The 15922-nt window shown below is 71.2% G+C and carries 3 protein-coding genes and 2 pseudogenes; 4 read left to right on the top strand and 1 reads right to left on the bottom strand.

The window, feature by feature from the left end; translation table 11 throughout:
- On the bottom strand, window positions 1-279 hold a 279-nt coding region (locus tag EAO72_RS43085), incomplete at its 3' end, for a hypothetical protein (protein ID WP_261991513.1).
- On the opposite strand from EAO72_RS43085, the gene EAO72_RS16210 reads away from it, so the two are divergent.
- From EAO72_RS16210 to EAO72_RS41985, 4 genes and pseudogenes are all read left to right on the top strand, one after another.
- A complete protein-coding gene (locus tag EAO72_RS16210; protein ID WP_315986307.1) occupies window positions 190-3417 on the top strand; it encodes an amino acid adenylation domain-containing protein in 3228 nt (1075 codons plus the stop codon). The two genes, EAO72_RS43085 and EAO72_RS16210, sit on opposite strands and share 90 nt — an antisense overlap.
- Window positions 3417-5141: pseudogene (locus EAO72_RS16205) on the top strand (condensation domain-containing protein); the annotation flags it as partial. The gene EAO72_RS16210 and the pseudogene EAO72_RS16205, both read left to right, overlap by 1 nt.
- Before the next feature lie 76 nt (window positions 5142-5217).
- Window positions 5218-9576 (top strand): annotated as a pseudogene (locus EAO72_RS43080) (amino acid adenylation domain-containing protein); the annotation flags it as partial.
- Window positions 9577-15922, top strand: a 6346-nt coding sequence (locus EAO72_RS41985; protein WP_187285074.1) for a non-ribosomal peptide synthetase, incomplete at its 3' end; no start/stop codon positions are given.

The raw sequence follows: 15922 nt of genomic DNA, 5'->3' as shown, positions 1-15922 counted from the left end.
CCGACGTGGTGACGCCGAACATGACGTCGTCGCCGCCGGAGTACAGGGACAGGACGGCGGCCCAGGCGGCCTGAACGACGGTGTTCGGAGTGAGTGTCGGTGGCGGCGCGCGAACTCGGTCAGTCCGGTGCCGGCCACCTCCGCGGACAGCGGTACGAGGGCCTCGCCGGGGCCCTCGTCGCCGGTGGCGTGCTCGATGCCCAGGGAGGTCGCCTCGGTGATGCCGGCGAGCCGCTCGCGCCAGTACGCGCGGGCGGCGTCGAGGTCCTGGCGGGACATCTGCGGTCGGTGGGTGTGGGTGCGGAGTCGGTGGTGGGGCTGTGCGTGTCGCGGGGCGTGGATTCGGTGGTGGCGGTTCTCGCTGTGTGGCTGGCGGGTGGTGCGTATGTGCCGCTGGATCCTGAGTATCCGGTGGAGCGGCTGGAATTCATGTTGGCGGACAGCGGGGTCGAGGTTCTGGTCGGGGAGCGAGGGGTCGTCAGGGGCCTCGATCTGAGCGCGGTGGTGAATTCGGTGGTGTGGCTTGAGGATGTGGCAGGGGAATGCCCCGTGGGTTCCCCTGCGGTGAAGGTTGTTCCCGGTCAGTTGGCGAGTGTGATCTACACGTCGGGTTCGACGGGGCGGCCTAAGGGGACGTTGGTTTCTCACGGRTCRRTGGTGGCGTTGTTCGCGGGTTGGGAGGTGGCTCATTTCGGTGGGGAGCCGTTGAGGTGGCTGTCGGTCGCGAGCGCCAGTTTCGACGTGTTCACCGGCGATGTGGTGCGGTCGCTGTGTTCGGGTGGCGTACTCGTGCTGGGTCGGGTCGGCCTCCAGGTCGACGTGGACGAGTGGGTGGGCGTCCTGGCCGGTGCCGGCGTGAACGCGCTGGAGTGCGCGCCGCGGTATGTGGACGAGCTGGTCGGGTTTGTCGAGGGTGGCGGTTCGGCGGCGGGGCTGGGTCTGGGTGGTCTGCGTCTGGTCGTGGTGACGACGGACGTGTGGCGGTGGGGCTCGGTCGCGCGGGCTCGGGGTGCGCTCGGTGACGGCGTGCGGTTGTTGTCGGCGTACGGCGTGACCGAGGCGTCTGTCGACTCGACGTACGGCGTGCTGACTCCCGCTGCCGGCATGGGTGAGGGCCCTGTGCCTATTGGTGGGCCGCTGCCGAATACGCGGCTTTATGTGCTGGACGGATTCCTGAACCCGGTACCGGTCGGTGTGGTCGGCGAATTGTTCATCGCGGGTCCGCAGGTCGCTCGGGGCTACGGAGGTCGGCCCGGCTTGACGGCGGAGCGGTTCATCGCGGACCCGTTCGCCGTCGACGGCAGCCGCATGTACCGGTCGGGCGACCGCGTGCGGTGGCTGGCCGACGGCCGGCTGGAATTCCTGGGGCGCGGGGACCAGCAGGTCAAGGTCCGCGGCTTCCGGATCGAGCCGGGTGAGATCGAGGCGGTCCTGACCGCCCACCCCGAGATCCGGACCGCCGTCGTGACGACCTTCGGTGACGGCTCGGACCGTCGACTGGTGGCCTACGCGGTGCCGGCCGACCCGGCTGCGGGCATTCCGCCGGTGGGCGAACTGCGGGAGTTCGTGGGCCGGACTCTCCCCGGGTTCATGGTTCCTTCCGTGTTCGTCGAACTGGCCGCGCTGCCCCTCACGCCGAACGGCAAGGTCGACCGCGACGCGCTACCCGTTCCGGACGGTGTGCGGCCCGAGCTGGAAGGGTTCGTCGCGCCGGCGAACGCGACCGAGGAACTCCTCGCCGGGGTCTGGGCGCAGGTTCTCGGTGTCGACCGGGTCGGGGTTCACGACAACTTCTTCGAACTCGGCGGCGACTCGATCATCAGCATCCAGGTCGTGGCCCGGGCGCGGGAGCACGGCGTCCATGTCACCGTCGCCCAGCTCTTCGACCACCAGACGGTGGCCGGCCTCGCCTCGGTGGCCGAGGCGCAGAGCGCGGCTCAAGCCGAACAGGGCCTGGTGATCGGTGACTTCGCGCTGTCCCCGATCCAGCGCTGGTTCTTCGAGCAGGGTCTGGACCGGCCGGATCACTTCAACCAGTCGATGCTCCTCGACGTCACCCGGCCGGTGGACCCCGACCTGATGCGCACCGCGACAGCGGCCGTGCTCGAACAGCATGATGCGCTGAGGTCGCGGTTCGTCCGGGAGACCGTCAGGGACGGCGAGGAGGGCGGCACCTGGGTCGGCCGGATGACGGCCGCCGAGCCGGCCGACTGCGTCCGGGTCATTCGCAGCTCCGGCCTGGACGACGACGAGGAGTGGGCCCTCCTGAACGCCCGCGGCAACGAGGCGCAGGCCGGCCTCGACCTGGCGGACGGACCGCTCCTGCGCCTCGTGCTGTTCGACCGGGGCGACCGCGGACAGCTGCTGTTCCTCGTGGCCCACCACCTGGTCGTGGACGCCGTGTCCCTGGCCGTGATCCTCGACGACCTGGCATCCGCCTATGGCCGGATCGAGCGCGGGCTCCCGGTGAAGCTGCCGGCGAAGACGACCTCGTACCTGAGCTGGACACAGCGGCTCACGGAGCTGGCGGCGTCCAGCGAACTCGCCGCGGAAGCCCCGTACTGGAGGCAGGCGGAGGCGGCGGGCGGCACGATGCCACGCGACCGCGAGGGCGCCAACACCCTCGCGTCCGTCCGGGAGCTGTCGGTCACGCTCGATCCCGAGCAGACCGAGCGCCTGCTGCGCGAGGTGCCGAGCGCGTACGGGACGCAGATCAACGACGTGCTCCTGAGCGTGCTGGGCACTGTGCTCACGGAATGGTGCCAGGCCCCCTCGATGGTCGTGGACCTGGAGGGCCACGGCCGCGAGGACGTCGGAACCGACATCGACATCTCGCGGACCGTCGGCTGGTTCACCAGCGTGTACCCCGTCGTCCTCGGCGGAACTTCCGGCGGATCCCTCGGGGACGGACTCCGTCGTACGAAGGAGTACCTGCGGCAGATCCCGCGCAAGGGCCAGAGCTACGGCCTCCTACGCCACATGACCGACTGGACCCCGGGGCCGGGCGCGGAACTCGCCTTCAACTACCTCGGCCAGACGAGCCAGGCGGTCGGCCGGGCCGACGGCTCCGGCGGACGGTTCGTACCGACCGGCCGGGCGCTCGGCGACCCGCAGCCGGCGCAGGGTCTCCGCACCCACCTCATCGAGATCAACAGCCAGATCGCGCTGGGCCGCCTCGAGCTGGTCTGGATGTACAGCGATCAGGTGCACGACCGTGCGACGGTGCTCCGCCTCGCGCAGCGCTACCTCAAGGTCCTCGAGGACCTCATCGAGTACTGCTGCCGCCCCGAGGCCGGCGGATACACGCCGTCCGACTTCCCCCTGGCCGAGGTCGACCAGGAGCTGCTCGACCTCATACGACAGCGCTTCGACTCACCCGACCACACCGGTGAGATCGCCGATTCCGGAGGTGCGTGATGACGGCATTCGACGCGGCGGCAGGCCGACGAGGTCGGGCGATCGAGAACATCTACCCGCTGACCGCCCTGCAGCAGGGCATGCTCTTCCACACCGAGCTGGCCGACGAGCCCGGCATGTACTGGGTGCAGGACGGCATGCTTCTGGAGGGCGAGCTCGACCAGGACGCCCTGCGCCGGGCGTGGGAGCTCATGTTCACCCGGCACGAGGTGCTGCGCACCACCGTCGTACGCGAGGGCGTCGCGACGCCGCTCGCCGTGGTGTCGCGGTCGGTCCCGCTGCCGCTCCGGTTCATCGACGTGTCCCACCTGGACGAGGCCGGCCGCCGGGAGGCGGTCGACGCCCACCTCACCTCCGACTGGGAGAGCGGCGCCGACTTCGCCGCCCCGACGCTGGTGCGCATCGTCGTCATCGCCCTGGCCGCGGATCGCCACCAGCTGGTGTGGAGCTACCACCACATGCTCCTCGACGGCTGGAGCGCGCCCATCGTGGTGGCCGAGCTCATGGACGCCTATCAGGCGTTCCGCGCGGGTAGCGAGCCGCGGCTCCCGGCCCGCAGGCCCTTCCGGGACTTCGTGGGCTGGGTGTCCCGCCAGGACCTCGACGCCGCCCGCGCGTACTGGCGCGAGCGGCTCGCCGGCATCACCGAGGCGACCTCCCTGGGCATCGAGCACGCCACCGGCGACGAGGGCCCCGGCGAGGCCCTCGTACCGCTGTCCGCGGAGGTGGCCGGCACCGGACTGACCGAGTTCGCGCGCCGCCACCGACTCACGCCGAACACCGTCGTTCAGGCCGCCTGGGCCGCCGTCATGTCCCTGTACTCCGGCGGCGACGACGTCATGTTCGGCGTCACCACGTCGGGCCGCGACGGTCAGCTCGACGGCATGGAGTCGATGGTCGGCATGCTGCTCAACACCACACCCGTCCGGATCCGCGTCGACCGCGACGAGCTGGTCACCACCTGGCTGACCCGTCTGCAGGACGAGCAGGTGCGGGCCCGGCAGTACGAGCACACCTCGCTGGTGACGATCGCGGCCTGCAGCGAACTGCCTGCAGGAAAGCCCCTGTTCAACAGTCTCTTCGTCTTCGAGAACTTCCCGGTCCAGGACCTCGAGGAGGAAGAGCGGAACGCGGCCGCGAGCGGCCTGCGCGCCGGGATGAACTACGGGCGCGAGCAGGCCAACTACCCGCTGAGCGTGACCGCGAGCTCCGGCCGTGAGCTGCAGATCAAGCTGTCCTACGACCGCTCCCAGGTCGACGCCGACACGATCGACCGGATGGCCGGTCACATCGCGCGCGTCCTGGAGTCGATCGTCGCCGACACGGGCGCGCGGGTGGGTGAGCTGTCGGTTCTGTCGGCGGGTGAGCGTGAACTGGTGGTGGAGGGATGGAACGCGTCGTCGTCGGTCGGGTTGCCGGTCGTGGGCGGTGTGCACGAGCTGATCGTCCGGCATGCGGTGGTGTCTCCGGACGCGGTGGCGGTGGTGGCGGGTGAGGAGTCGCTGACGTATGGCGGGCTGATGGCTCGGGCGAGTCGTCTGGCGGGTCATCTGCGGTCGGTGGGTGTGGGTGCGGAGTCGGTGGTGGGGCTGTGCGTGTCGCGGGGCGTGGATTCGGTGGTGGCGGTTCTCGCTGTGTGGCTGGCGGGTGGTGCGTATGTGCCGCTGGATCCTGAGTATCCGGTGGAGCGGCTGGAATTCATGTTGGCGGACAGCGGGGTCGAGGTTCTGGTCGGGGAGGGACGAGTGGGTGGGCGTCCTGGCCGGTGCCGGCGTGAACGCGCTGGAGTGCGCGCCGCGGTATGTGGACGAGCTGGTCGGGTTTGTCGAGGGTGGCGGTTCGGCGGCGGGGCTGGGTCTGGGTGGTCTGCGTCTGGTCGTGGTGACGACGGACGTGTGGCGGTGGGGCTCGGTCGCGCGGGCTCGGGGTGCGCTCGGTGACGGCGTGCGGTTGTTGTCGGCGTACGGCGTGACAGAAGCGTCGGTCGACTCGACGTACGGCGTGCTGACTCCCGCTGCCGGCATGGGTGAGGGCCCTGTGCCTATCGGCGGCCCGCTCCCGAATACGCGGCTTTATGTGCTGGACGGATTGATGAATCCGGTGCCCGTCGGTGTGGTGGGCGAATTGTTCATCGCGGGTCCGCAGGTCGCTCGGGGTTATGGGGGGCGTCCTGGTCTGACGGCGGAGCGGTTTGTTGCCGATCCATTTGTGGGCGACGGGTCGCGGATGTATCGGTCGGGTGACCGGGTGCGGTGGCAGGCCGATGGCCGACTGGAGTTCCTGGGCCGGGCGGATGAGCAGGTCAAGGTTCGTGGGTTCCGTATCGAGCCGGGTGAGATCGAGGCCGTCCTGACCGCCCACCCGCAGATCCGCACCGCGGTCGTTTCGACCTTCGGGGAGAGCGCGGATCGCCGGCTGGTGGCGTACGTGGTGCCGGTCGACGCGGCGTCGGGTGTCCCGTCGGTGGGTGTGCTGCGGGAGTTCGTGGCGCGGAGTCTGCCGGGCTTCATGGTTCCCTCGGCGTTCGTTGAACTGGCCGCGCTGCCCCTCACGCCGAACGGCAAGGTCGACCGCGACGCGCTGCCGCTTCCGGAGGGCGTGCGGCCCGAGCTGGAAGGGTTCGTCGCGCCGGCGAACGCGACCGAGGAACTCCTCGCCGGGGTCTGGGCGCAGGTCCTGGGTGTCGACCGGGTCGGGGTCCACGACAACTTCTTCGAACTCGGCGGACATTCCTTGCTCGCCACCCAGGTGGTCTCCCGCATCCGGTCCGTGTTCGCGACCGAGGTCCCCCTGTCCGCACTGTTCGACCACCCGACGGTCCGCGCACTGTCCGATGTCGTCGTCAGCTCGGACGAAGCGGTCAGCGCACCGCCCATCACGGTGACGGGCCGCGACCACGAACTCCCGCTCTCCTTCGCGCAGCAGCGCCTGTGGTTCCTGGACCAGCTGGATCCCGGATCCACCGAGTACCACGTGCCCCTGCTGGTGCGCTGGCCCGGCGACCTCGACGTCGAGGCACTGACCGCGGCACTGGGCGCGGTGGTGAAGCGGCACGAGATCCTGCGGACCAGGCTGGTCCCGGGCGCGAACGGCGTCGCGCACCAGGTGATCGACGAGCCGGCCCCCTTCGTCCTCCCGCGCACCGACGTCTCGGGTCACGACGACCCGGCCGCGGCCGCCCGGAAACTGGTGCACGCGGAGGTGATGGCACCGTTTGACCTGGCCCGGGGACCGCTGGTCCGGGCCACCCTGATCCGGACGTCCGCAGACGAGCACGTCCTGGCCCTGGCCGTGCACCACGTGGCCTTCGACGAGTGGTCGGTACGCATCCTTCGCGAGGAACTCGCCGCCCTGTACGAGGCGTTCCGGGCCGGCGAGCCGGACCCGCTGCCGCCTCTGGCCGTGCAGTACGCGGACTTCGCGGTGTGGCAACGGCAGTGGCTGACCGGCGACGTGGTGGACACCCACACGGCGTACTGGCGCGACCAGCTGGCCGACCTGCCGGCGCTGGAACTGCCGACGGACAGGATGCGCCCGCCGGTACGGTCCACCGACGGAGCGGCCGTCGACTTCTCCGTCCCCGCACCGGCCGCGGACGCCTTGCGGGCGCTGTCCCGCAAGAGCGGCGTGACGATGTCCATGACGCTGCTCGCCGCGTTCGACGTGCTCCTCGGCTGGTACACGGGGTCGGCCGACGTCGTGGTCGGCACCCCGGTCGCCAACCGGAACCGTGCCGAGACGGAGGACTTGATCGGGTTCTTCGTGAACACGCTGGTCATGCGCACCGACCTGTCCGGCGACCCGACCTTCACCGAACTCCTCGGCCGGGTACGGAAGACGGCCCTGGCCGCGTACGCGCACCAGGACCTGCCGTTCGAGCAGCTGGTGGACGAGCTGGTCACGGAGCGGGACCGGTCCAGGACCCCCCTCTTCCAGGTGTTCTTCAACTACACGCCCGAGACGAACGCCGGTCACAACGCCGGGAACAACGCCGGTCGTCACGACGGTCGCAACGACGGCCAGGACCGGCGCGACGCGTACGAGGCCGATGCGTCGCCGGTCGACGTCCTGGCGGCGACCTCCGTCAACTTCGACCTGGCCGTCGCGCTGGCGGACCACGCCGGCGCCCTGGCGGGGCAGATCGAGTACAGCACCGCGCTGTTCGACGCCGCGACCGTGGAACGGATGGCCGGCCACCTGGTCGCGTTACTCGAGGCCGTCGCCGCGGACGCCAAGCAGCGGGTGGGTGAGCTGCCGGTGCTTTCGGCGGGTGAGCGCGACCTGGTGGTGGAGGGCTGGAACGCGGCGTCGGTGGAGCTGCCTGCGGTGCGTGGGGTGCACGAGCTGATCGCGGAGCGGGCGGTGGCGACCCCGGATGCGGTGGCCGTCGTGGCCGGCGCGGAGTCGGTGACGTACGGCGGGCTGATGGTGCGGGCGAATCGTCTGGCGCGTCACCTGCGGTCGATGGGTGTGGGTGCGGAGTCGGTGGTCGGTCTGTGCCTGCCGCGTGGCGTGGACATGGTGGCGGCCATGGTCGGCGTGTGGCAGGCCGGGGGTGCCTACCTGCCGCTGGACCCCGAATACCCGGCCGACCGGCTGGAGTTCATGCTCGCGGACGCCGGTGTGCAGGTCATGGTGGGCGAGCGTTCGCTCGTGGAGGGCCTGCCGGTCGAGCGGGGTGTGTGGCTGGACGATCCGGCCGTACGGGAGGCCCTGGTCGGGCTGCCGTCGGAAGCGCCGGAGGTGGTTTCGGCCGCGGACCAGCTGGCGTACGTGATCTACACGTCGGGGTCGACCGGGCGCCCGAAGGGCGTCCAGGTCGCGCACGGCAGCGTCGTCGGCATGGTGTCCGCGCTGGCGCCGGTCCTCGAAGCGGGCCCGGATGTGCGCATGCTGCAGTTCGCGTCGTTCAGCTTCGACGCGGCCGTCCTGGACGTGGCGGTGACGCTCGTTTCCGGCGGTGTCCTCGTCGTCGCCACGTCCGACGAGCGGGCCGAGGCGGCCCGGCTCACGTCGATGCTGCGCGCCGACGGCGTGCGCGCGGCGAGTGTCGTCCCGTCCCTGCTGGGCGTCCTCGACCCGGAGGACGTGTCCGGGGTCCGGACCCTGCTGCTCGGCGCGGAGCGCCTCACCGAGCCGGTCGCCCGCGCCTGGTCGTCCGGTCGCCGCCTCGTGAACACGTACGGCCCGACCGAGTCGACCGTCATGGTGACCGCCGGTGCCGTCGCCCCGGATCTCCCGCGGATGCCGGCGATCGGCGCCCCGGTCGCCAACGCCCGGCTGTACGTTCTGGATGGGTCGATGAGGCCCGTGCCGGTCGGTGTGCCCGGCGAGGTGTTCATCGCCGGTCCGCAGGTCGCTCGCGGCTACCGCGGGCGACCCGGACTGACCGGCGAACGGTTCGTCGCCGACCCCTTCGCGGCCGACGGCACGCGCATGTACCGCTCGGGTGACCGGGCCCGCTGGCTGCCGGACGGGCAGCTCGACTTCGTCGGCCGGGCCGACAGCCAGGTGAAGGTACGTGGCTTCCGTATCGAGCCGGGCGAGATCGAGGCGGTCCTGACCGGCCACCCCGAGATCCACTCCGCGGTCGTCGCCGCCTTCGGCGACGTCGAGGACCGGCGCCTCGTCGCCTACCTCGTCCCCGCGGACCAGACCGCCGGCATCCCGCCGGTCGGCGAGCTGCGGGAGTACGCGGCCAGGTGGCTGCCGGCCTTCATGATCCCGCCGACCTTCGTGGAGCTCGCGGCCCTGCCGCTGAGCCCCAACGGGAAGCTCGACCGTACGGCCCTGCCGGAGCCGGACGGGGAGCGACCGGACCTCGAGGAGTTCGTGGCTCCGTCGGGTGACGCGGAGGAGGCACTGGCCCGGCTCTGGATCGAGGTGCTCGGGGTGGACCGGGTCGGCGCCACGGACAACTTCTTCGAGCTGGGCGGGCACTCGCTGCTCGCCACCCAGGTGACCTCGCGCATCCGGGAAGCCTTCGAGCTCGAGATCCCACTGTCAGCCCTCTTCGACCACCCCACCGTGCGGGGCTTGGCCGCCGTGGTCGAAGAGCTCATCTGGTACGAGATCGACCACATGCCGGAAGACGAAGTCGTCCAGAGCCTGGACAGCTACGCGCAGGGTGCAGAGTCCGACGAGAACGGGGTTTTCTGAATGTCCATCTCCCCTGCGGGGCTTCTGCAGAAGCTTGAGAACATCGGCGTTCGCTTCACCGTCGTCGACGGAAGGCTGCGGATCTTCGCGCCCAAGGGCGTGCTCACCGAGGAACTCCGGACCCAGCTCCAGGCCCGCCGCGACGAGATCGTCGCGCTGCTCGTCGACCGCAAGGCGGAGTCGACGACCGCGGCCGACCAGGCGCCGCCGATGACCGTCGCCGACCGCACGGAGCGGCTGCCGCTGTCCTTCGCGCAGCAGCGCCTGTGGTTCCTCGACCAGCTCGACCCCGGATCGGTCGAGTACAACGTGCCCATGCCGATCCGGCTCGGCGGGGTGCTGGACCTGCCCGCGCTCGGCGCCGCCCTGAACGCGATCGTCGCCCGGCACGAGGTGCTGCGCACGCGACTCGTGGCCGGCGACGACGGCGTGCCGCACCAGGTGATCGACGCGGCGGCACCTCTGCCGCTGCCGGTGGCCGACGTGTCCGGCGCGGAGGACCGCGGTTCGGCCGTATGGGCGTTGATGGCAGCGGACGCGGCGCAGCCCTTCGACCTGGCGGGTGGCCCGCTGATCAGGGCCCTGCTGATCCGGCTGGCTCCCGACGAGCACGTCCTGGCTCTTTCCATGCACCACGTCTCCTTCGACGAGTGGTCGAAGCGCATCTTCCACGACGAACTCCTGCTCTCCTACGAGGCGTTCCGCTCCGGCCGCCCGAACCCGCTGCCGCCGCTCGACGTGCAGTACGCGGACTTCGCGGTGTGGCAGCGGCAGTGGTTGGACGGCGAGGTTCTGGACGGACAACTCGCCTACTGGCGCAGTCAGGTAGGCCGGGTTTCGGCCCTCGACCTGCCCACCGACCGGGCGCGGCCTGCGGTGTGGTCGCCGGCCGGTGCCATGGTGCGGTTCACCGTGCCCGCGCGGACGGCCGACGGCCTGCGCGAGCTGAGCCGGCGCAGCGGCACGACGATGTTCATGACGCTGCTGGCGGCCTACGACGTCCTCCTCGCCCGGTACGCGGGCACGGACGACGTGGCGGTGGGTACGCCGGTCGCCAACCGGAACCGCGCCGAGACCGAGAAGCTGATCGGCTTCTTCATCAACACGCTGGTGATGCGCACCGACCTGTCCGGGGACCCGACGTTCGAGGAACTCCTCGGTCGCGTACGGGAGATGTCCCTCAACGCCTACGCCCACCAGGACCTGCCCTTCGAGCAGCTCGTCGACGAGCTCGTCACGGAGCGGGACCGGTCGCGCAGCCCTCTGTTCCAGGTCCTGTTCAACTACTTCACCGAGGACGCCCCGCAGGGCGGCGGCCGTGACTCGCGCGACCCGTCTCACGACCGCCCGCGCGACGCGGGAGAGGCCGGCCCGGACGACGGCCTGGCCCTGGGGAGCGTCGCGGGCGACGTCGTCGCCAAGTACGACCTCCGGCTGATGCTGACGGACGGCGGCGGCGCGCTCTCGGGTGTGATCGAGTACAGCACCGCGCTGTTCGACGCCGTGACGGTCGAGCGGATGGCCCGACACCTGGTGTCCGTGCTGGACGCGGTGGTCGCCGACGCGGCACAGCGCGTGGGCGAGCTGCCCGTGCTCACCGCCGGTGAGCGCGACGTCCTGGTGGACGAGTGGAACGCGCATGCTGAGCCGCTGCCCTTGGTGGGCGGTGTGCACGAGCTGATCGCCGAGCGCGCGGCGCGGACGCCGGACGCGGTGGCGATCGTGTGTGAGGAAGATGCCGTCGATTACGCGGAGTTGATGAGCCGGACGAACCGTCTGGCGCACTACCTGCGGTCGGTGGGTGTGAGCTCGGAGTCCGTGGTGGCGCTGTGCCTGCCGCGTGGGATCGACATGGTCGTGGCGATTCTCGCGGTGTGGCAGGCGGGCGGGGCGTATCTGCCGCTGGACCCGGAGTACCCGGTCGAGCGGCTGGGCTTCATGCTGCGGGACAGCCGGGCGACGGTGCTCGTGGGCACCGAGGAGCTGGTCGACGAACTGCCGGTGGGGCGCCTGAGGACGGTGCTCGTGGACGACCCGATGGTGCGGGCGGCACTCGCGGAGCTTCCGGCGGAGGCGCCGGAAGTCGACGTCTCGGCAGCGCAGTTGGCGTACGTGATCTACACGTCGGGTTCGACGGGTCGTCCGAAGGGTGTGCAGGTCGCGCATCGGGGTGTGGTGAACCTTGCGTTGGCGCAGGCGCGTGCGTTCGGGGTCGGCGAGGGTGACGGGGTTCTGCAGTTCGCGCCGTTCGGTTTCGACGCGGCCGTGTCCGAGGTCGTGGTGACGCTGGCGGCCGGTGGCCGGTTGGTCGTGGCGACGGCGGAGGAGCGCGGTGAGCCGCGCGCCCTGGCCGCGCTCGTCCGGGAGAAGGACGTGCGGGTGGCGACGCTGCCGCCGTCGCTCCTGGCCGTCCTCGAGCCCGCCGACCTCGCCGGCCTGCGGACCCTTGTCACGGCCGGTGAACGGCTGGAGGAGGCCGCGGCGGCCCGCTGGCGTGGCGGGTACCGCCTTCTCAACGCGTACGGTCCGACGGAGGCGACGGTCTGCGCGAGCATCGCCGTCCTCGCCCCGGAGGGGGAGGGCGTTCCGCCGATCGGTGCGCCGATGGCCAACACCCGGGCGTACGTTCTCGACGGTCAGCTGCGTCCGGTGCCGGTCGGCGTGGTGGGCGAGCTGTTCATCGCCGGTGTGGGTGTGGCGCGTGGGTACGGGCGCCGGGCGGACCTGACGGGTGAGCGCTTCGTCGCCGACCCGTTCGCTGCGGACGGCTCGCGCATGTACCGCTCGGGTGATCGGGTGCGGTGGCTGGCGGACGGGCGGCTGGAATTCGTCGGCCGGGGCGACGACCAGGTCAAGATCCGCGGCTTCCGCGTCGAGCTGGGCGAGATCGAGTCGGTCCTGGCCGGGCACGCGGCGCTGCGCACGGCGGTCGTGACGGTCGACGGGGTGGAAGGCGACCGCCGGCTGGTGGCGCATGTGGTGCCGGAGGACCAGGAGGAGGGGATTCCGGCCGTCGCCGAGCTGCGGGCCTTCGTGGGGGAGCGGCTGCCCGGGTTCATGGTTCCCTCGGTGTTCGTCGAGCTGGCCGCGCTGCCGCTCACGCCGAACGGCAAGGTCGACCGGGCCGCACTTCCGGCACCGGACGCCGTCCGCCAGGGCATGACCGGCTTCGTCGCGCCCGCGAGCGTGACGGAACAGCTGCTGGTCGAGGTCTGGGCCGCGGTGCTGGGCGTGGCCGAGATCGGCGCGGCCGACGACTTCTTCGAACTGGGCGGGCACTCGCTGCTCGCCACCCAGGTCGTCTCCCGCATCAGGGAGGTCTTCGCGGCCGAGATCCCGCTGGCCGCGCTGTTCGACCACCCGACGGTACGGGAGCTGGCCGTGGTGGTGGACCAGGCCGGCAACCAGGTGGCGGCCGCCGTGCCGCCCATGGCGGTGGCCGACAGGAGTGAGCCGCTGGCGCTGTCGTTCGCGCAGCAGCGCCTGTGGTTCCTCGACCAGATGGAGCCGGGCTCCGCCGAGTACAACGTGCCCCAGGCGATCGTCTGGGCCGGCGACCTGGACGTCGCGGCCCTGAGTGAGGCGTTGACCGCGGTGGTGACCCGGCACGAGGTGCTGCGGACCCGCCTGGTGGCCGGTGCGGACGGCGTGCCACACCAGGTGATCGACGAGCCGACGCCGTTCCCGCTCGTGGTGACGGACGTGTCCGGCGACGTCGACCCGCTCGCCTCGGCCCGTGAGGCGATGCTCGTGGACGCCGTCACCCCGTTCGACCTGGCCGACGGACCGCTGATCCGCGCCACGCTGATCCGCGTACGACCCGACGAGCACGTCCTCGCGCTGGCCATGCACCACGTCGTCTCCGACGAGTGGTCGGGCCAGATCCTGCGACGCGAACTCGCCTCCCTGTACGACGCCTTCCGGGCCGGCGAGCCCAACCCGCTGCCGCCGCTGACCGTCCAGTACGCGGACTTCGCGGCGTGGCAGCGGGAGTGGCTGACGGGCGATGTCCTGGATGCCCAGCTCTCCTACTGGCGCGCCGCGCTGGCCGACGTGCCCGAGCTGGAGCTGCCCGTCGACCGGGCGCGGCCGGCCGTTCGGTCCTCTGCGGGTGCGGTCCGGCGGTTCAGCGTGTCGGCGCGGACGGCGGAGGCGCTGCGGGAGCTGTCGCGTGAGTGCGGCGCGTCGATGTTCATGACGCTGCTGGCAGCTTTCGACGTGCTGCTGGGCCGGTATGCGGGTGCGGACGATGTGGTGGTGGGGTCGCCGGTCGCGAACCGGAACCGTGCCGAGACGGAGGGCCTGATCGGGTTCTTCGTGAACACGCTGGTGCTGCGGACGGATCTGTCGGGTGATCCGTCGTTCCGTGAGCTGGTGGGTCGGGTGCGGGAGACGGCGCTGGGTGCGTACGCGCATCAGGACGTGCCGTTCGAGCAGCTGGTGGATGAGCTGGTGACGGAGCGGGACCGGTCGCGGACCCCGTTGTTCCAGGTCCTCTTCAGCTACGTGGCCGGGGAGTCGGACGGCGCCGTCGAGGACGCGGCGGGCGAGGGCCACGGCGGCCTGCCGGACGCTGCGGACGACCTGGGCGCGAGCGAGCTGCCGGTCAAGTTCGACCTGGCACTGACGATGAGCGACGCCGACGGAACCCTGACGGGCACGATCGAGTACAGCACCGCGCTGTTCGACGGCACGACCGTGGAGCGCTTGGCCGGCCACTTGGTCACGCTGCTGGAGGCGGTCGTGGGGGAAGCGGACTGCCGGGTCGGCGAGCTGCCGGTGCTGTCGGCGGGCGAACGTGAGCTGGTGGTGGAGGGGTGGAACGCGTCGGCGGTGGAGCTGCCGGCGGTGCGTGGCGTGCACGAGCTGCTCGCGGACCGGGCGGTCTCGGCCCCGGATGCGGTGGCGGTGGTTGCTGGTGGGGAGTCGGTCACGTACGGCGGGTTGATGGCGCGGGCGAATCGTTTGGCGTATCACCTGCGGTCGATGGGTGTGGGTGCGGAGTCGGTCGTCGGCCTGTGTCTGCCGCGTGGCGTGGACATGGTTGTGGCGATGGTCGGTGTCTGGCAGGCCGGTGGGGCGTACGTGCCGCTGGACCCGGAGTATCCGGCCGATCGTCTGGAGTTCATGCTCGCGGACGCGGGGGTGCAGGTCGTGGTGGGCCGGCGGTCCCTCGTCGAGGGTCTGCCGGTCGGGCAGGGTGTGTGGCTGGACGATGCGGCTGTACGGGAGGTCCTGGGCGGGCTGCCGTCGGAAGAGCCTGAGGTTGTTCGCGCCGCCGATCAGCTGGCGTACGTGATCTACACGTCGGGTTCGACGGGCCGCCCGAAGGGCGTGCAGGTCGCGCACGGCAGCATCGTGGGCATGGTGTCCGCGCTGGCTCCTGTGCTGGCTGCCGGGCCGGGTGTGCGGATGTTGCAGTTCGCGTCGTTCAGCTTTGACGCGGCCGTCCTGGACGTGGCGGTGACGCTCGCTTCCGGCGGTGTCCTGGTGGTGGCGACGTCGGAGGAGCGGGCCGAGGCGGCGCTCCTCACGTCGATGCTGCGGGCCGAGGGTGTGCGCGCGGCGAGTGTGGTCCCGTCTCTGCTCGCCGTTCTGGACCCGGAGGCTGTGTCCGGTGTCGAGACCCTGCTGCTGGGTGCGGAGCGCCTGACGGAGCCGGTGGCGCGCGTCTGGTCGGCCGGTCGTCGGCTGGTGAACACGTACGGTCCGACCGAGGCGACCGTCATGGTGACCACCGGCGTGGTGGAGCCCGAGGGCGTGACGGGCGCTCCTGCGATCGGTGCGCCCGTGGCCAACGCCCGTCTCTACGTGCTCGACGACCGGCTGAACCCGGTGCCGGTGGGTGTCGCGGGTGAGTTGTACATCGCGGGACCGCAGGTCGCTCGCGGATACCGGGCGCGACCGGGCCTGACGGCGGAGCGGTTCGTCGCCGACCCCTTCGGCGCGGACGGCACGCGCATGTACCGGTCGGGTGACCGTGCCCGTTGGCTGGCGGACGGGCAGCTCGACTTCGTCGGGCGGGCCGACAGTCAGGTGAAGGTGCGTGGCTTCCGTATCGAGCCGGGTGAGATCGAGGCGGTCCTGGCCGCCCATCCGCAGATCCGCACCGCCGTCGTGGCCGCTTTCGGCGATGTCGAGGACCGGCGCCTGGCCGCGTACCTCGTCCCCGCGGACCAGACGGCCGGTATCCCTTCCGTGGCCGACCTCCGCGCGTACGCCGGCGGCCGGCTTCCCGCCTTCATGATTCCTTCGGTGTTCGTGGAGTTGGCGGTGTTGCCGCTGACGCCGAACGGGAAGCTGGATCGTGGGCTCTGCCTGATCCTGAGGGTGTGTGGGCGGGGGT

It is taken from the genome of Streptomyces sp. OR43, assembly GCF_008042275.1.
GTDB lineage: Bacteria > Actinomycetota > Actinomycetes > Streptomycetales > Streptomycetaceae > Streptomyces.
Note: the sequence above shows the minus strand (reverse complement) of the source record. Positions and strands in the feature narration are given on the sequence as shown.